General features: G+C 66.3%; 15 protein-coding genes. 11 read left to right on the forward strand and 4 right to left on the reverse strand.

The annotated features are described in order from the left end of the window. On the forward strand, positions 1-975 hold a 975-nt coding region (locus tag B1790_RS02025), incomplete at its 5' end, for a CaiB/BaiF CoA-transferase family protein (RefSeq protein ID WP_142270968.1). Here B1790_RS02025 and B1790_RS02030 read toward each other — a convergent pair. Further along, on the reverse strand, positions 963-1,292 hold the full coding sequence (locus tag B1790_RS02030) for a 2Fe-2S iron-sulfur cluster-binding protein (protein WP_079921475.1): 330 nt from the start codon (positions 1,290-1,292) through the stop codon (positions 963-965). The genes B1790_RS02025 and B1790_RS02030 overlap by 13 nt on opposite strands. A gap of 101 nt (positions 1,293-1,393) precedes the next feature. Between B1790_RS02030 and B1790_RS02035 the strand changes: the two genes are divergently transcribed. Genes B1790_RS02035 through B1790_RS02050 form a run of 4 tightly spaced genes read left to right on the forward strand, consistent with a single transcriptional unit; the run spans position 1,394 to position 5,456 of the window. Then, positions 1,394-2,809, forward strand: coding sequence for a class I adenylate-forming enzyme family protein (locus tag B1790_RS02035; protein ID WP_079921476.1), 1,416 nt, complete (start codon positions 1,394-1,396; stop codon positions 2,807-2,809). After that, on the forward strand, positions 2,794-3,609 hold the full coding sequence (locus tag B1790_RS02040) for an acyl-CoA dehydrogenase family protein (protein WP_079921477.1): 816 nt from the start codon (positions 2,794-2,796) through the stop codon (positions 3,607-3,609). Before B1790_RS02035 ends, B1790_RS02040 begins: the two co-directional genes overlap by 16 nt. Beyond that, on the forward strand, positions 3,596-4,684 hold the full coding sequence (locus B1790_RS02045) for an acyl-CoA dehydrogenase family protein (RefSeq protein WP_079921478.1): 1,089 nt from the start codon (positions 3,596-3,598) through the stop codon (positions 4,682-4,684). The genes B1790_RS02040 and B1790_RS02045 overlap by 14 nt, the downstream gene beginning before the upstream one ends. Before the next feature lie 7 nt (positions 4,685-4,691). Beyond that, positions 4,692-5,456, forward strand: coding sequence for an enoyl-CoA hydratase/isomerase family protein (locus tag B1790_RS02050; protein ID WP_079921479.1), 765 nt, complete (start codon positions 4,692-4,694; stop codon positions 5,454-5,456). A 10-nt stretch (positions 5,457-5,466) separates the two neighbouring features. Here the strand turns inward: B1790_RS02050 and B1790_RS02055 are convergent, their stop codons facing one another. Continuing rightward, positions 5,467-6,231 (reverse strand): SDR family NAD(P)-dependent oxidoreductase, encoded by a 765-nt coding sequence (locus B1790_RS02055; RefSeq protein ID WP_079921480.1) that lies wholly within the window; start codon positions 6,229-6,231, stop codon positions 5,467-5,469. Between the two features lie 76 nt (positions 6,232-6,307). Here B1790_RS02055 and B1790_RS02060 point away from each other — a divergent pair, with 76 nt between their 5' ends. The 5 genes from B1790_RS02060 (at position 6,308) to B1790_RS02080 (ending at position 11,003) form a co-directional block, all read left to right on the forward strand. Next, positions 6,308-7,459, forward strand: a complete 1,152-nt coding sequence (locus tag B1790_RS02060) for a thiolase family protein (RefSeq protein ID WP_079921481.1) — start codon at positions 6,308-6,310, stop codon at positions 7,457-7,459. An 11-nt stretch (positions 7,460-7,470) separates the two neighbouring features. Then, positions 7,471-8,364, forward strand: a complete 894-nt coding sequence (locus tag B1790_RS02065) for an ArgK/MeaB family GTPase (RefSeq protein ID WP_079921482.1) — start codon at positions 7,471-7,473, stop codon at positions 8,362-8,364. 76 nt (positions 8,365-8,440) lie between these two features. After that, positions 8,441-8,860 (forward strand): Zn-ribbon domain-containing OB-fold protein, encoded by a 420-nt coding sequence (locus B1790_RS02070; RefSeq protein WP_198951888.1) that lies wholly within the window; start codon positions 8,441-8,443, stop codon positions 8,858-8,860. Positions 8,861-8,897: 37 nt separating this feature from the next. Beyond that, the gene (locus B1790_RS02075) at positions 8,898-10,043 is read left to right on the forward strand and encodes a thiolase family protein (protein WP_079921484.1); all 1,146 of its coding nucleotides are present in this window, start codon (positions 8,898-8,900) and stop codon (positions 10,041-10,043) included. Between the two features lie 57 nt (positions 10,044-10,100). After that, positions 10,101-11,003 (forward strand): enoyl-CoA hydratase, encoded by a 903-nt coding sequence (locus B1790_RS02080; RefSeq protein ID WP_079921485.1) that lies wholly within the window; start codon positions 10,101-10,103, stop codon positions 11,001-11,003. 239 nt (positions 11,004-11,242) lie between these two features. Here the strand turns inward: B1790_RS02080 and B1790_RS02085 are convergent, their stop codons facing one another. Together B1790_RS02085 and B1790_RS02090 are read right to left on the reverse strand one after the other, a co-directional pair. Then, entirely contained in the window at positions 11,243-12,082 is an 840-nt protein-coding gene (locus B1790_RS02085) for a mycofactocin-coupled SDR family oxidoreductase (protein WP_079921486.1), read from the reverse strand. A gap of 201 nt (positions 12,083-12,283) precedes the next feature. Then, the gene (locus B1790_RS02090) at positions 12,284-12,940 is read right to left on the reverse strand and encodes a TetR/AcrR family transcriptional regulator (RefSeq protein ID WP_142270970.1); all 657 of its coding nucleotides are present in this window, start codon (positions 12,938-12,940) and stop codon (positions 12,284-12,286) included. Positions 12,941-13,123: 183 nt separating this feature from the next. Here B1790_RS02090 and B1790_RS02095 point away from each other — a divergent pair, with 183 nt between their 5' ends. Further along, on the forward strand, positions 13,124-14,290 hold the full coding sequence (locus tag B1790_RS02095) for an acyl-CoA dehydrogenase family protein (protein ID WP_079921488.1): 1,167 nt from the start codon (positions 13,124-13,126) through the stop codon (positions 14,288-14,290). Positions 14,291-14,317 lie beyond the last annotated feature (27 nt).

Below are 14,317 nucleotides of genomic sequence, written 5' to 3' on the forward strand. Positions count from 1 at the left end.
GACCTCGGCGCCGAGGTCACCAAGATCGAACCACCTGGCGGGGACATCTCTCGCCAGGTGGGCGACAGTTACTTCGCGAGCCTCAACCGGGGCAAGCGCAGCGTCTGTCTCGAGTTGGGCACCGACGCGGGACAGCGCCGGCTCGGTGAGTTGGTCGCGGAATCCCATGCGCTGCTGGTGAATCTCAAGCCGTCCGGCATCCGCAAGCTCGGGCTCACCTACGACGCGCTGCGGCGCCACAACGAGAAGATCGTGTGCGTGGCGTTGACCGGCTACGGGCTCGACGCGGCCGACGATCCCGCGTTCGACTACGTGATCCAGGCCGCGACCGGAATTGCCTCTCTGACTGGGGATCCCGACGGACCACCCACGCTGCCCGGTTACTCGTCGGCCGACAACTCCACCGGCTTGACTGCCGCGATTGGTCTGCTCGCGCAGATCGTGTCGGGACGCGGCGGTCAGGTCGACGTGTCGTTGCGCGACGTGATGCTCTCGCAGCTGAACTATCGCGCGTCGGCCTATCTCAACGACGGCGTCGAACCGCGCCGCCATCCGAATGGTGCGCATTCGTATTACGTTCCGGCGCAACTGTTCGCCACCGCCGGCGGCTACCTGGCGCTGTTCGTCACCCACGACGCGTTCTGGCGCGCGTTCTGCGCGGAAGCGGGCATCACGGGCTTCCCGACGATGGCCGAGCGGGCGGCTCACCGCGACGAGGTTCTGGCGGCGGTCGCCGCCGTCCTGGCGACGGATTCGGCCGTCGGGTGGGAGGCCCGGCTGCGGCCGCTCGGCATCCCGGCTGCCGCGGTGCGCACGCTTCCCGAGGCGCTTCGGGACACACCGGAAGTCGTCGTGCGCGCGGGCGAGTTCGACCTGGTACGTAGTTCGATTCGTGTCGTCGGCCACGAACCGCAGTACGGACCGCCGCCGGCGTTGGGTCAGCACTCGGGTGCTGCGGAGGTTCAGTCCTCGTAGTCGACGGTGACGTGGCCGTCGTCCGGGACGGCCTGGCAGGTCAGTACGTAACCGTCGGCGACCTCGTCGTCCATCAGTGCGTCGTTCACCTGCATCGTGGCGGTGCCCTCGGTCAGTCGCGCCATGCACGTCCCGCAATTGCCGGCCTCGCAGGAAAACGGCGGGGTCAAGCCGCCCCGGCGTGCGCTTTCCAGGAGCGTCTCGCCGGCCCGCCTCGAGACGGTCGTCGTCTTGCGGTCCAAGAGAATCGTCACGTCTCCGGCGACGAGGGGCTCGTCGTGTCCGGTTTGCGGGGTTGATGCGGGGTCTGCGGTCATCGAGGCGCTCCTGAGGTCATCATTCCATTCCAGTGAGAATACTATTCTCGTTTAAGGATAGGGTATTCTCAGTGTCGGTTGAGGCGGGAGGTCGGGCTGAAGTGGTCGAAGGATCGCACGCCGTCGGTTCCCCCGCACTCGCTTTCGGCGATCGCCAATACTCCCGCGCCGAACTCGACGCATTGGTCAGCGGGATGGCGACTGCGCTCGAACGTCGTGGGGTGCGCGCGGGTGACCGCGTCGCACTGATGTCGTCCAACAGGCCGGAGTTCGTCGTCGCCGTCCGTGCCGTCTGGGCGCTCGGAGCGGCGGTCGTCCTGATCAGTACGTCCTGGAAGACGGCCGAGGTGGCGTATGCGCTGTCCCTCACCAGGCCGTCACACGGCGTCGGAGACAACGCGCTCCTGGCCGATCTGATGCCGATGCTGCACCTCGACGAACCCGTCACTCCCGGGTGCCGGGAGTTCGCGCCGGTGGACCCGTCCTCGGACGCACTGCTGGTCTTCAGTTCGGGAACCACGGGCATGCCCAAGGCGGTCAGGCACGCCCACGGCGCATTCACTCAGGCCGTGGCACATTGGCGAACGGCGCTGGGGCTGTCGTCCGATGACCGCATGCAGATCATGACTCCGCCCTCGCACATCCTCGGCCTGCTCAACATCGCCACCGCCCTCGAGGTGGGTGCATGGATTCGCTTGCACCCACGGTTCGACGTCGACGCGATGTTGCGGCACATCGAGTCCGATCGCATCACGGTAGAGATGGCCGTCGCTCCGATCGCCCTGGCGCTTGCCGCCCATCCCGGGCTGGAGAGCTTCGACCTGTCGTCGCTGCGTTACGTGATGTGGTGCGCGACGCCCGTCGCGCGCAGCGTCGCCGACGAGGTGACCCGGCGCACCGGCGTGTCGTGGGTGACCGCCTACGGCGCCAGTGAGCTTCCCGTGATCGCCTGCAACGCACTGGACGGTGGACACCTCGACACCGTCGGTCGTGCCGTTCCGGGCGTCGAGGTACGAGTAGCCTCGCTGCACACCGGCGACGCGGTGTTCTACGGCGAGGTCGGCGAAATACAAGTCCGGTCGGAATCCGTGATGACCGGGTACCTGCCCGACGAGGCGACGGCCGACGCGTTCGTCGACGGTTGGTACCGCACCGGAGACGTGGGCTACCTCGACAGCGAGGGATGGCTGCGCATCACCGACCGCGCCAAGGAGATGATCAAGGTTCGCGGCTTTCAGGTCGCCCCCGCCGAGATCGAAGGCGTGCTGCACGAACATCCCGCCGTCGGCGACTGCGCCGTGTTCGGCGTGCTGGACGAGGCGAACGGGGAGACCGTCGTCGCGGCAGTGTCACGATGTGCCCCGGTCGACGCCGACGACTTGATTCGGCTGGTCGGCGACCGGCTGGCCTCCTACAAACGGCCGAGCCAGGTTCTCTTCGTGGCCGAAATCCCCCGCCTGCCTTCCGGAAAGGTGTTGCGCCGAGTGCTCAAGGAGCGACTGTGGACGTCCGACTGACATCTGAACAACGACAACTACGCGAGGCGGCGGCCAAACTGGCCGACGACCTCGGACCCGGCTCGGTCGCCGATCTGGACGACGACGGCCGCATCGCACGACTCGAGAAGACCGTGCACTCGACCGGGTGGCGATCGCTGCGCTCCGACGAGGCGACGGGCGTCGAGGTCGCCCTCGTAGTGGAAGAATTCGCGAGGGGCCTCGTCGACGTACCCTTCCTCGGGCCGGTCCTGCACGACGACTTGTGCCGCCGACTTGGACGCGAAATTGCCAGTCCCGCAAGCTACGTCGATGCGATCGACCTGACCAACAGTTTCGCCGGGGTGGTCGAGTCGCCCCCCGAGCTCGCCGAGTTGGCCCCAGCGGAGGCGGCTCGCTGGCATGCGCTGGCGCTAACGGCGACGACCGCAGATCTGGTCGGCGCCGCCCGCGGCGCACTCGCCCTGGCGGCCGACTACGCCAAGGTGCGCGAGCAGTACGGGTCGACGATTGGTTCCTACCAAGCGGTTCGGCATCTGCTGGCGGAGAGCCTCGCGCTGATCGAAGGATGCGTCAGCGTGCTACGCCACGCGGCGTGGGCGGTCGACGAGCTTCCGGAGGCCGAGGCCGTCGAGGCGGCGAAGGTCGCCAAGATCTACTGCGCGCGTTCGGCGCTGACGGTCTGCGAGACGTCGATTCAGGTCCACGGCGGGATCGGCAACACCTGGGAATGCCTGGCGCACGTGTATCTGCGCCGGGTACTGGTCGCGACGGAGTCGTGGCCGGTGAAGTTGGAGGAGTTGACCATTGGACTTTCGTGACTCACCATCCGAGGCCGCCTTCCGGGATCGGCTGCGTGGCTGGCTGACCGAGCAGAAGGGCAGGTTCCCCACCTCGGGCGACGAATACTGGGCCAAGGCGGGGGAGTGGCATCAGGCTCTGTACGCCGCCGGTTTCTTCGGTACGACGTGGCCAAAGGAATACGGTGGGCAAGACCTTCCCGCCGTGTACGACGTGATCGTCGACGAGGAGATCGCCAAGGGCGGTGCGCCTGCGCGGCCAAGCCTCGGGTACCTCGTGGTCGGCCTCAGCCATCACGGCGACCAGTCCCTGGCGCAGCGCTTCCTCCCCGGCATGATCGACGGTAGCCAGCGGTGGTGCCAGGGCTTCAGCGAACCGGGGGCCGGTTCGGACCTCGCATCCCTGACCACGACGGCGGTCAAGGACGGCGACGAGTACGTCATCCACGGACACAAGATCTGGACGAGCTACTCCGACGTCGCGGATTGGTGTCTCCTGTTGGCCCGCACCGACAAGGACGTGCGCAAGCACGAGGGCATTTCGGCGTTCATCGTGCCGATGCATCAGCCCGGCGTCACTCAGCGCCCGTTGAAGATGATCAGCGGCGTGACGAAGGAGTTCGGCCAAGTCGAGTTCGACGGGGCCAGGGTGTCGGCTGACAACATGGTCGGCGCACCGGGTGACGGGTGGAAGCTCGCGATGACCGTCGTCAGCCACGAGCGCGAACCGTCGACGCTGGGGTTCTCGGCGCGGTACGGAAAGCTGGTGCGGCAGTTGGCGAAGCAGACCAACGGCTCGGTGCCCGACGAATTGTCGTGGGCGTGGGTGCAGACCGAGATGCTGCGGTTGCACGTCCGACGCCGGTTGTCCGAACAGATGGACGGCATCACCCACGGTCCCCAGGGGTCACTCGACAAGCTGCTGATGACATGGGTCGAACAGTCCGTCGGGCACGCGGCGTTGGCCACCGTCGGCACGGGTGACGCCGAGATGTTCGGGGCCTACATGTACAGCCGGGCCCAAAGCGTCATGGGCGGAACGTCACAGATTCAGAAGAACATCATTGCTCAGCGCATTCTCGGATTGGGAGCCTAGGACTAAAATGTATGACCTGCCAGCAGAACTCGACGTCACCGCCGACGGCGGATTACGCATCATCACCCTGAACCGGCCCGAGGAACTCAACGCCGTCAACGACGATCTGCACGTCGGGTTGGCGAAGGTCTGGGCGGCTCTCGACGAGGACGCCGACGCACGGGCGGCGGTGATCACGGGGGCAGGACGCGCCTTCTCGGCAGGTGGCGACTTCAACTACCTCAACGAACTGCGCAGCGACGACGCGTTGCGCCAGAAGACGATCAAGCACGGTCGCGAACTGGTGATCGGCATGGTGCGGTGCCGCATTCCCGTGATCGCCGCGGTCAACGGACCGGCCGTGGGGTTGGGCTGCAGCCTCGCGGCGCTCTCGGACGTGGTCTACATCGCCGAGACGGCGTTCTTCGCCGACCCTCACGTGCAGATCGGCCTCGTCGCCGCTGACGGCGGACCGCTGGTCTGGCCGTCACAGATCGGCTTGCTGCAGGCCAAGGAGTTCGCCCTGACCGGTGTGCGGATCAAGGCGCAGCGCGCAGTGGACCTCGGTCTGGCCAACCACGTCGTCGCCGATCCGTTGACCGAGGCGATCGCGTGCGCGAAGAAGATCATGGGACTGCCGCAGCAGGCGGTGGAAGCCACCAAGAGACTGATGAACATTCAGCTGGAGAAGTCGGTCATGGCCTCGCTGGATTACGCCAACCTTGCGGAATACGTGTCCTTTGGGACAGCGGACTTCAACCGGATCGTCGACGGGTTGATCGCCAAGGGGTGACCCGCCCTGGTCACTTCGGTGGGAAGCGCAGCGCCCCGTCGAGTCGGATGATCTCCCCGTTGAGGTAGTCGTTCTCGATGATGCTCTGGGCGAGCTGGGCGTACTCGGTGGACCGGCCCATCCGCTTGGGGAATGGCACTTGCGGACCCCAGTACTTCTCCAGCTGCTCACCGGCCTGGCCGTACGCAGGGGTGTTGATCGTGCCGGGGGCGATGGTGACGACGCGGATGCCCAACGGTGACAGGTCGCGGGCCGCCACCAGCGTCATGCCGAGGACACCACCCTTCGCCGCGGCGTAGGGAAGCTGACCGATTTGACCCTCGTAGCCGGCGATCGACGCGGTGTTCACGATGACGCCGCGGCCGCCTTCCTCCAGCGGTTCGGTCTTGGCGATGGCAGCCGCCGACAGGCGCATCACGTTGAACACGGCGGTCAGGTAGAACTCGACGGTCTTCTTGAACCCGTCCAGGTCCAGCGCGGAGCCGTCCTTGCCGACCAAGCGACCACCGCTGGCCGGGCCACCGTGGGTGTCCACCGAGATGCGCAGTGGTCCCAGGGATTCGGCCTCGGCGATGGCTGCCAGCACGGACTCCTCGGAGGTGGCGTCGGTCTTGACGTAGCGGACGCCGAGTTCACTCTCGAGCGCCTTGCCCTTGTCGTCGGCCATGTCGGCGACGACGACCTTCGCGCCTGCGGAGTGCAAACGCCGGACCGTCGCCTCGCCCAACCCGCCTGCGCCACCGACGACCAGCGCGGAGTTCCCTTCGATGTGCATGTGCCACCCTTCGTGCAATTATGACTCTCGAACTATGAGAATATCATTCTCGTACGCATCCGAAAGGGGACAGACCATGCCCGAAGCCGTGATCGTCTCGGCCCTACGCACGCCGATCGGAACCGCGATGCGCGGCACTCTGCGAGACACCGACGCTTACGTGCTCGCCGATCACGTCGTCGGTCACGCCGTCGCCGACCTCGATCCAGCCCAGGTCGACGACGTCATTCTGGGCGAGGGGCTCTACGGCGGCGGCGTCGTCGCTCGGCACGCCGCCATCACCGCGGGCCTGCAGGGGGTGCCGGGACTGGCCGTCAACCGCCACTGTGCGGCGGGCCAGGCTGCCGTGCAGATTGCGGCCGCGAGCATTCGCGCCGGCATGGACCAGCTCGTCATCGCCGGTGGGGTGAACTCGGCGTCCACGTCACCGCGGTTCACCCGAAAGGTGAGCAGCGCCAAGGATGCCGAGACCGTGGGGTGGTTTCCGCCGACGCATCCGGATAGTCCGGAAGCTCCGAACATGGACATGTCGATCACGGTGGGGTGGAATTCGGCAGTCCGGGCCGGGGTGACCCGCGAGGAAATGGACGAGTGGGCGTTCCATTCGCACCGCAAGGCGATCGAGGCCATCGACGAAGGCCGGTTCAAGGCCGAGATCGTCGGGATCGACACTCGCCATGGGTATTTCGACACCGATGAACATCCCCGCCGTGACACCAGCCTCGAGAAGCTGGCGTCGTTGAAGGTCCTGCATCCGGAGATCGAGGGGTTCTCCATCACTGCGGGCAACTCCAGCGGAGCGAACGACGCCGCCGTCGCGCTCGTCATCGCCAGTGACCGGCTCGGCCTACCTGCCCTGGCAACGGTCAGGGCGTGGGCCTCGGTTGGCGTCGACCCCGCCTTCACTGGTCTTGCGCCGGTCGAGGCGATTCCGAAGGCGCTCAAGCGCGCCGGGCTCTCGGTCTCGGACGTCGACCTGTTCGAGATCAACGAGGCGTTTGCCGCGATGGCAGTGGCCACCGTCAAGCTGCTCGACATCGATCCGGCGATCGTCAACGTCAGCGGCAGCGGCTGCTCGCTTGGCCACCCCGTCGCCGCCAGCGGCGCACGCATGATCGTCTCGCTGGTCCACGAACTGCGTCGCCGCGGTGGCGGTATCGGCGTCGCCGCGATGTGCGCCGGGGGTGGGATTGGTTCGGCGACGGTCATCGAGGTCCCGGCCCCGTAGGCTCGCGACCGATGACGATCGACGATCTCGTCGCTGCGGCACGCGGCGGTTCCGTCCGTGCAACCGGCCGGCTGTTGAGCATGGTCGAGAGCAGCAGGCGCGACGAGGTTCTCGACGCACTCCACGGCGGAGCCATCCATGCCGTTCGGGTCATCGGAATCACCGGTCCGCCCGGTGCCGGCAAGTCGACGACCATTGCCGTGCTGGTCTCGGCGTACCGCCTGCAGGGTAGGCGGGTCGCGGTGCTCGCCGTGGATCCGTCGTCGCCCTACAGCGGTGGAGCGCTGCTGGGGGACCGCATCCGCATGGCGGCGCACATCGGCGACGCCGACGTCCTCATCCGCTCAGTGGCCACCCGCGGCCACCTCGGCGGCCTCGCCGAGGGCGTGCCCGCAGCCATCAAGGTTCTCGCCGCGCTGTTCTACGACGTCGTGCTGACAGAAACCGTGGGCGTCGGGCAATCCGAGATCGAGATCGCGGCGATCGCAGACCCCGCCATCGTCGTGCTCAATCCTGGTGCCGGAGACGCCATCCAGGCCGCCAAGGCGGGTCTGCTCGAGGTGGCAGACATCGTTGCAGTCAACAAGGCCGACCGCGAGGGCGCCGACCAGACCGTCCGGGATCTGCGAGCCGAGACCGGTGTGCCAATCCTCAAGATCGTCGCCTCGAAGAACGAGGGTGTCGCCGAGCTGGTGGAGGCCGTCGACGCCCACCTGCGCGACGACGACCCCGCGCGCCGCGCCGCACGGGCGCGAGCCCAGGTCCTCTCCCTGGCTCAAAGTGCCCTGCGTTCCCATCCAGAACTCGACGACCTCGCCGCGGGGGTCGCGACCGGTCGACTCGACGTGTACGCCGCGACGAAGTGGCTACTGCGACAGGCCGATCCGCGCGACGATCAGCGATGAGAATGCCATTACCGTTTTACAGAAAGCATGTTGTACGATTTCGTCAACGTATTCTTTCGCCCTTCGAGGAGGCTTCGTGCAGAAGGCAATGGATCCTGCGATCTCCACGTGGCCGGACGACGATCCGCAACTCATCGGCAGCCAGTGCGGGGCCTGCGGCGCGACGGTGTTTCCGCGCCAGAGTCACTGTCCGAAGTGCAGTCGGGCCGATACCGCTGATGTCCTGCTGCCCCGACGGGGAACGGTCGTGGCGTGGACGACTCAGGGCTTCCCGCCCGGCGCGCCTTACATCGGCCCCACCGGCAAGGACTTCGTTCCCTTCGGCGTGGGTCTCGTCGAGTTGGGCGACGTCGTGCGTGTGGAGGGACGCCTCACCGAAAATGACCCAGCGAAGCTGAGTTTCGGCATGGAGGTCGAGCTGACGATGATTCCGTTCACGACGGACCCCGACGGCAACGAGATCGTCACCTTCGCATTCCGGCCGTTGTCGCGATGAGCGCTTGCGCGAAGACCAGAGTCTAGGGAGAGATCACATGACGAACGACGTCGCCATCATCGGGGTGGGCATCCACCCGTTTGGCCGATTCGACAAGTCCGCCGTCGAGATGGGGGCCGAAGCAATTAGGTCGGCTCTCGTCGATGCCGGCATTGCCTGGGAGGACGTGCAATTCGGCTTCGGTGGCAGCTACGAGGTGTCCAACCCCGACTCCGTCACCCGGCTCGTCGGACTCACCGGCATCACGTTCACCAACGTGTTCAACGCATGCGCGACCTCGGCCAGCGCCATTCAGCAGACCGCCGACACCATTCGGCTCGGCAAATACGACATCGGCATCGCGGTCGGACTGGACAAGCACCCACGGGGGGCCTTCACCGACGATCCAGCCAAACTCGCGCTGCCGCAGTGGTACGCCGAGAACGGCCAGTTCGTCACCACCAAGTTCTTCGGGATGAAGGCCAACCACTACCTCCACCGGCACGGGATATCCGAGGAGACGCTGGCCAAGGTGGCGGCCAAGAACTTCCGCAACGGTGCTCTCAACCCCAACGCGTTCCGTCGCAAGCCAATCTCCGAAGAGGACATCATGGCCTCGCCGGTACTCAACTACCCGTTGCGGCAGTTCATGTTCTGCGCCCCGGACGAAGGCGCCGCCGCGGTCGTCATGTGCCGGGGTGAGATCGCCCGCCGCTACACCGACAAGCCTGTCTACGTGCGTGCCAGTGAAATTCGGACCCGCCGCTTCGGTGCCTACGAGGTGCACGCGACGTCCTCGCCGCTGGAAGAGGACGTGTCGCCGACGGTGTATGCGGCGCGGGCCGCCTACGAGGTCGCCGGGATCGGACCGGAGGACGTGGACGTCGCCCAACTCCAGGACACCGACGCGGGTGCCGAGATCATCCACATGGCGGAGACCGGCCTGTGCGCCGACGGCGACCAGGAGAAGCTCCTCGCCGACGGCGAGACCGAGATCGGGGGATCGCTGCCGGTGAACACCGACGGTGGGCTGATCGCCAACGGCGAGCCGATCGGCGCGTCGGGTTTGCGGCAGATGCACGAACTGGTGCGGCAGCTGCGCTGCGAGGCCGGCGACCGCCAGGTGCCAGGTAACCCCCGGGTGGGGCTGGCACAGGTCTACGGTGCGCCGGGCACCGCGTCGGCCACCATCCTGTCGCTGTGATCCAGGGGCGGAAGCCTTGGGCCGCAACGTCGTCGACCCCTGAAAGGCTTGTGGCCCATGGCTGGCTACCGCTTCATCACCTATGAAACGCTCGACCACGGCACCATCGCCCGCATCATGCTCAACCGGCCGGATCAGCGCAACGCGCAGCAGCGCGGACTGCTGGTGGAGCTGACCGCGGCCTTCCTCGCAGCCGAGGCCGACGACACGGTGCGGGTGGTGATACTCGGCGGCAATGGGCCGATGTTCTCCTCCGGCCACGACCTTGGTTCCAAGGTGATGATGCAGGAGTATCAGCCTGGCCCGGAACAACATTCGAGCTTCGGTGAGAACGGTGCCACCCGGGAGGGCGCGGAGAAGCTGATGCTGCAGGAGTGGCACCACTTCTTCGAGAACACCCGCCGGTGGCGCAATCTTCGCAAGATCACGATCGCTCAGGTACACGGTGAGGTCTACGCCGCGGCCCTGATGCTCATGTGGGCCTGCGATCTCATCGTGGCTGCCGACGACACCACCTTCGCCGACGTCGTCGGCACCCGACTCGGCATGTGCGGGGTCGAGTACTTCGCCCATCCCTGGGAGTTCGGCGCCCGAAAGACCAAGGAGCTCATGCTCACCGGCGATTCGCTCTCGGTGGACGAGGCACATGCTCTGGGAATGGTGTCCAAGGTGTTTCCGGCCGCTCAGCTGACCGACCAGACGTTGGAGTTCGCCCGTCGGATAGCCAAGGTCCCGACGATGGCGGCCCTGCTCATCAAGGAATCGGTCAACCAGACTCAGGACAACCAGGGGTTCTACAACTCGCTGAACGCCTGCTTCACGCTGCACCAGCTCAACCACAGCCACTGGTCCCAGGTGCACGGCGGCGGCTTCCCGGTGGCCAACGAGAGTGACGGCCTGCCGAATTGGCGCGAGGCGCCGCCCATCGTGCCCGCCACGAAGGACAGGGTCAGGGACTAGCGCGCTCGCCGAGCGTAGCGGTCAGGCGGAAGATGGCGGACAGTCTCGGCCGCCTCGATCGCCGCCGCGCGGTACCGGAACGGCGAGTTCCCACTCACGGGAACCGATCTCGCCGTTGATGACCACCGATCCCCGTTCGCGGGCGAGCCGTACCTTCTCCCGCTCGTCCGGCCGCGGGGGGAGACCCGCCACGAGGGCGATATCCGCGATGCCGCCCTCCGGCGGTCGGCGGCCGCCCTCTACTTCAGGCAGCTGCCCGCGTCGATCGGCAGCGTGACACCGGTGAGGTAGCGACCCTCGTCCGAGGCGAAGAACAGCACGGCATTGCTGACGTCGACGGCATCCACCCATGGGATGGGAAGCGTGTGGAACATCTGGCAGATCGGCGCCATGTCGTCGGCGCCCGGGTTCTCCAGGTCGGGCCGGAACATCTTGAACGTCGCGTCGTTGTGCAGCATCTGGGTGCTCACGTGGGTGGGGTGCACGGAGTTTACGCGAATCATGTGCTGGCCCAACTCGACTGCGAAGGTGCGCATCAATCCGACGACGCCGTGTTTGGCTGCGACGTAGTGCCCGGTGTGGGGGTACGCCTTCAGTCCGCCGACCGAACTCGTCAGGATGATCGAACCGCCCGCGCCGCCGGCGATGACGTGGGGGACGGCGGCCTTCACGGTCTTCCAGACCCCCGTGAGGTTGGTGCCGATCATGTCGTCCCAGTCCTCTTCGCTGGTCTGGTCCAGCGTCTGTCCGCCGTTGCCGATGCCGGCGTTCGCGACGACGATGTCGAGCCGGCCCAGCTGCTCGACGCCGCTGTCGACCGCCTCCTTCAAGGCTGCGTAGTCGCGCACGTCCACCTCGGCGGTGACGATGCGGCGGTTGAGATTCTTGACCAGGTCGGCGGTTTCGGCGAGGTCCTCGGGAGTCGACGCCGGGATGCCGTCCGGTGCGGTCATCGGCTTGCACACGTCGACGGCGATGATGTCGGCGCCCTCCTCGGCCAACCGCACCGCATGGCTGCGCCCCTGACCTCGCGCCGCGCCGGTGATGAAGGCGACCTTGCCCGCTACCCGTCCTGACATGTGTTCCCTCGAATCTTCGATGAATCGCACGTGCTGTGCACTTGCTCAGCACTCTGTCACCGCAAGTCTCGTCATGTCAACGGTGTGAGGACTTCGAGTGCCCTCGGGACGTGCCGGAGGGGGCTGCTCAGCCGAGAGTGCTACTGCGCCAAGGTCGCGACGCACGCGAGCAAGCTCACCCGCGGCGGAGGGTTTCGCGAACTACGCCTCGGACGCAAACCCGTGCGACACGAAGTCCCAGACCTCGTCGGCAGAGATGGGCGTCGTCGCGATGTCCTCCGAGCCGCTGCTCTGCGCGACGAACATCACGGTCTGCATCGTCATCGCGGCAACCCGCTTCGGATTCAAGCTGGAGCGCAACTCGCCGGCCGCCGCGGCGTCCTCCATGAGTTCGGCGAGCAACACCAGAAGCGGTGCGTGCGCAACCTTGACTTCGGATGGATGCGTGACCAGCAGGCGCGGTGCGAAATCGGTGAACAGGGGCCGCTTCGCCACCGGGTCGGGTCGCGAGGACTCGAACAGGAGTTGAATGGCCACCTTGAGCCGTTCTAGTGGATCGGTGTGGTTGGCGGTGGCTGCCCGAATCTGTTCGGCCGACCGGCTCAGGGCGTCCTCGAACAGGGCCAGCAGCAATTCGTGCTTGCCGTCGAACTGCAAATAGAAGCTGCGTAGGGACTGTCGTGAACGGTCGACGACCTCTTGCACCGTGAAGTCGGTGCTGCCCTTTTCGATGATGATGGCCTGCGCGGCGTCGAGGAAACGCTGGACGCGTTGCGCTGCACGCAGTTTCGCCGTCTTGATGGAGCGTTCGACCGCGCGCTGCTTCCAGGCCGGTTCTTCGCTGGGGCTAGTCGTCATCGACGCCTCTGACGTGGGCCGATTCGTGAGAACATGGATGAACTGTACCGGAGAACGACGCTGTACAGTGCGCTACTCCCCATCGGGGCCAGCGTGTCGGAGATTGAAACTTGCGCACGACGAGAATAGTATTCTCATAATGTCCGCAAGAGAAGACTGGCGGCGAGGTACGAATGGGATGTCGTGCAGCTGACCTTCGATGACGATGTCGAGTCCTTTCGCTCCGAGTTCGCCGCCTTCCTCGACGAACACGCCCCTGACGACGCAGTGCTTCGGCCGCGGTCGTCGTCGCACATGCCGGACTGGGCCCGCAACTGGCAGCGCCAGCTGTTCGACAACGGCTGGCTGGTGCCCGGCAATCCGCCCGCCTTCGGCGGCCGCAACGCCACCCTGATGCAGCAGTACGTGCACCAGACGGAGTTGGCCCGTCGGCGGATGGTGTCGAGTTTCAACCCGCAGGGTGTCGGCATCATCGCCGCATCGTTGTTGACGTTTGGTACTCCCGAACAGCAGCAGAAGTGGGCAGTGCCCATCTTGCGGGGGGAGATGACGGCCGCCCTCGGCATGAGCGAGCCGGGCGCAGGCTCGGACTTGGCGTCGCTTCGTACCACCGCCGAGAGCGACGGCGACGACTTCATCGTCAACGGTCAGAAGGTGTGGACCTCAGGTGCCCATGACGCCGACGTGATCCTGACCTTCGTCCGCACCGACCCCAAGTCGGTCAAGCACGGGGGCATCAGCGTGCTGCTCGTCTCGACCGACTCGCCGGGCGTGACGTGTCGGCCCTTTGCGTCGGCCGCCGATCGAGACGATCTGGACTTCAACGAGGTGTTCTTCACCGATGTCCGGGTACCGGCGGCCAACCTCGTCGGCGAGCTCGGCAAGGGCTGGGGCGTAGCCACCGGATCGTTGGGCCACGAGCGAAACATGCTGTGGCTCAGCTACGCCGATCGGCTACAAGACCTGGTCGACGACTGGCACCCGAAATCCGTGGTCGAACGGGATCGGTACGCGACGCTGGTGATGGACAACCATGCGCTGAGGTTGATGGGCTCCGCGGCGCTGGCCCGCGCGGCCCGTGGCGACGAGGACGTGGCCGCATTGTCGGTGCTCAAGGTCCACGGGGCTGATTCTGTACAGGCTGCCACGGAGCATGCGCTCTCCGCGCAAGGCGCAGACGGACTGGCTCAGTCCGGCATGACGGCGCCGTACGTGCCGTTGAATCACGACCACTACTCGGGTAGTTGGGCCGACCGTTACATCCGGTCGTTCGCCGGCACCATTGCGGGTGGCACGTCGGAGATTCAGCGCAACATCATCGCGCAGCGCGTACTCGGTCTACCTCGCTAGTACTCGAATGCCGCGGTCGGTCACCCG

This window comes from Mycobacterium sp. AT1, from assembly GCF_002043095.1.
GTDB lineage: Bacteria > Actinomycetota > Actinomycetes > Mycobacteriales > Mycobacteriaceae > Mycobacterium.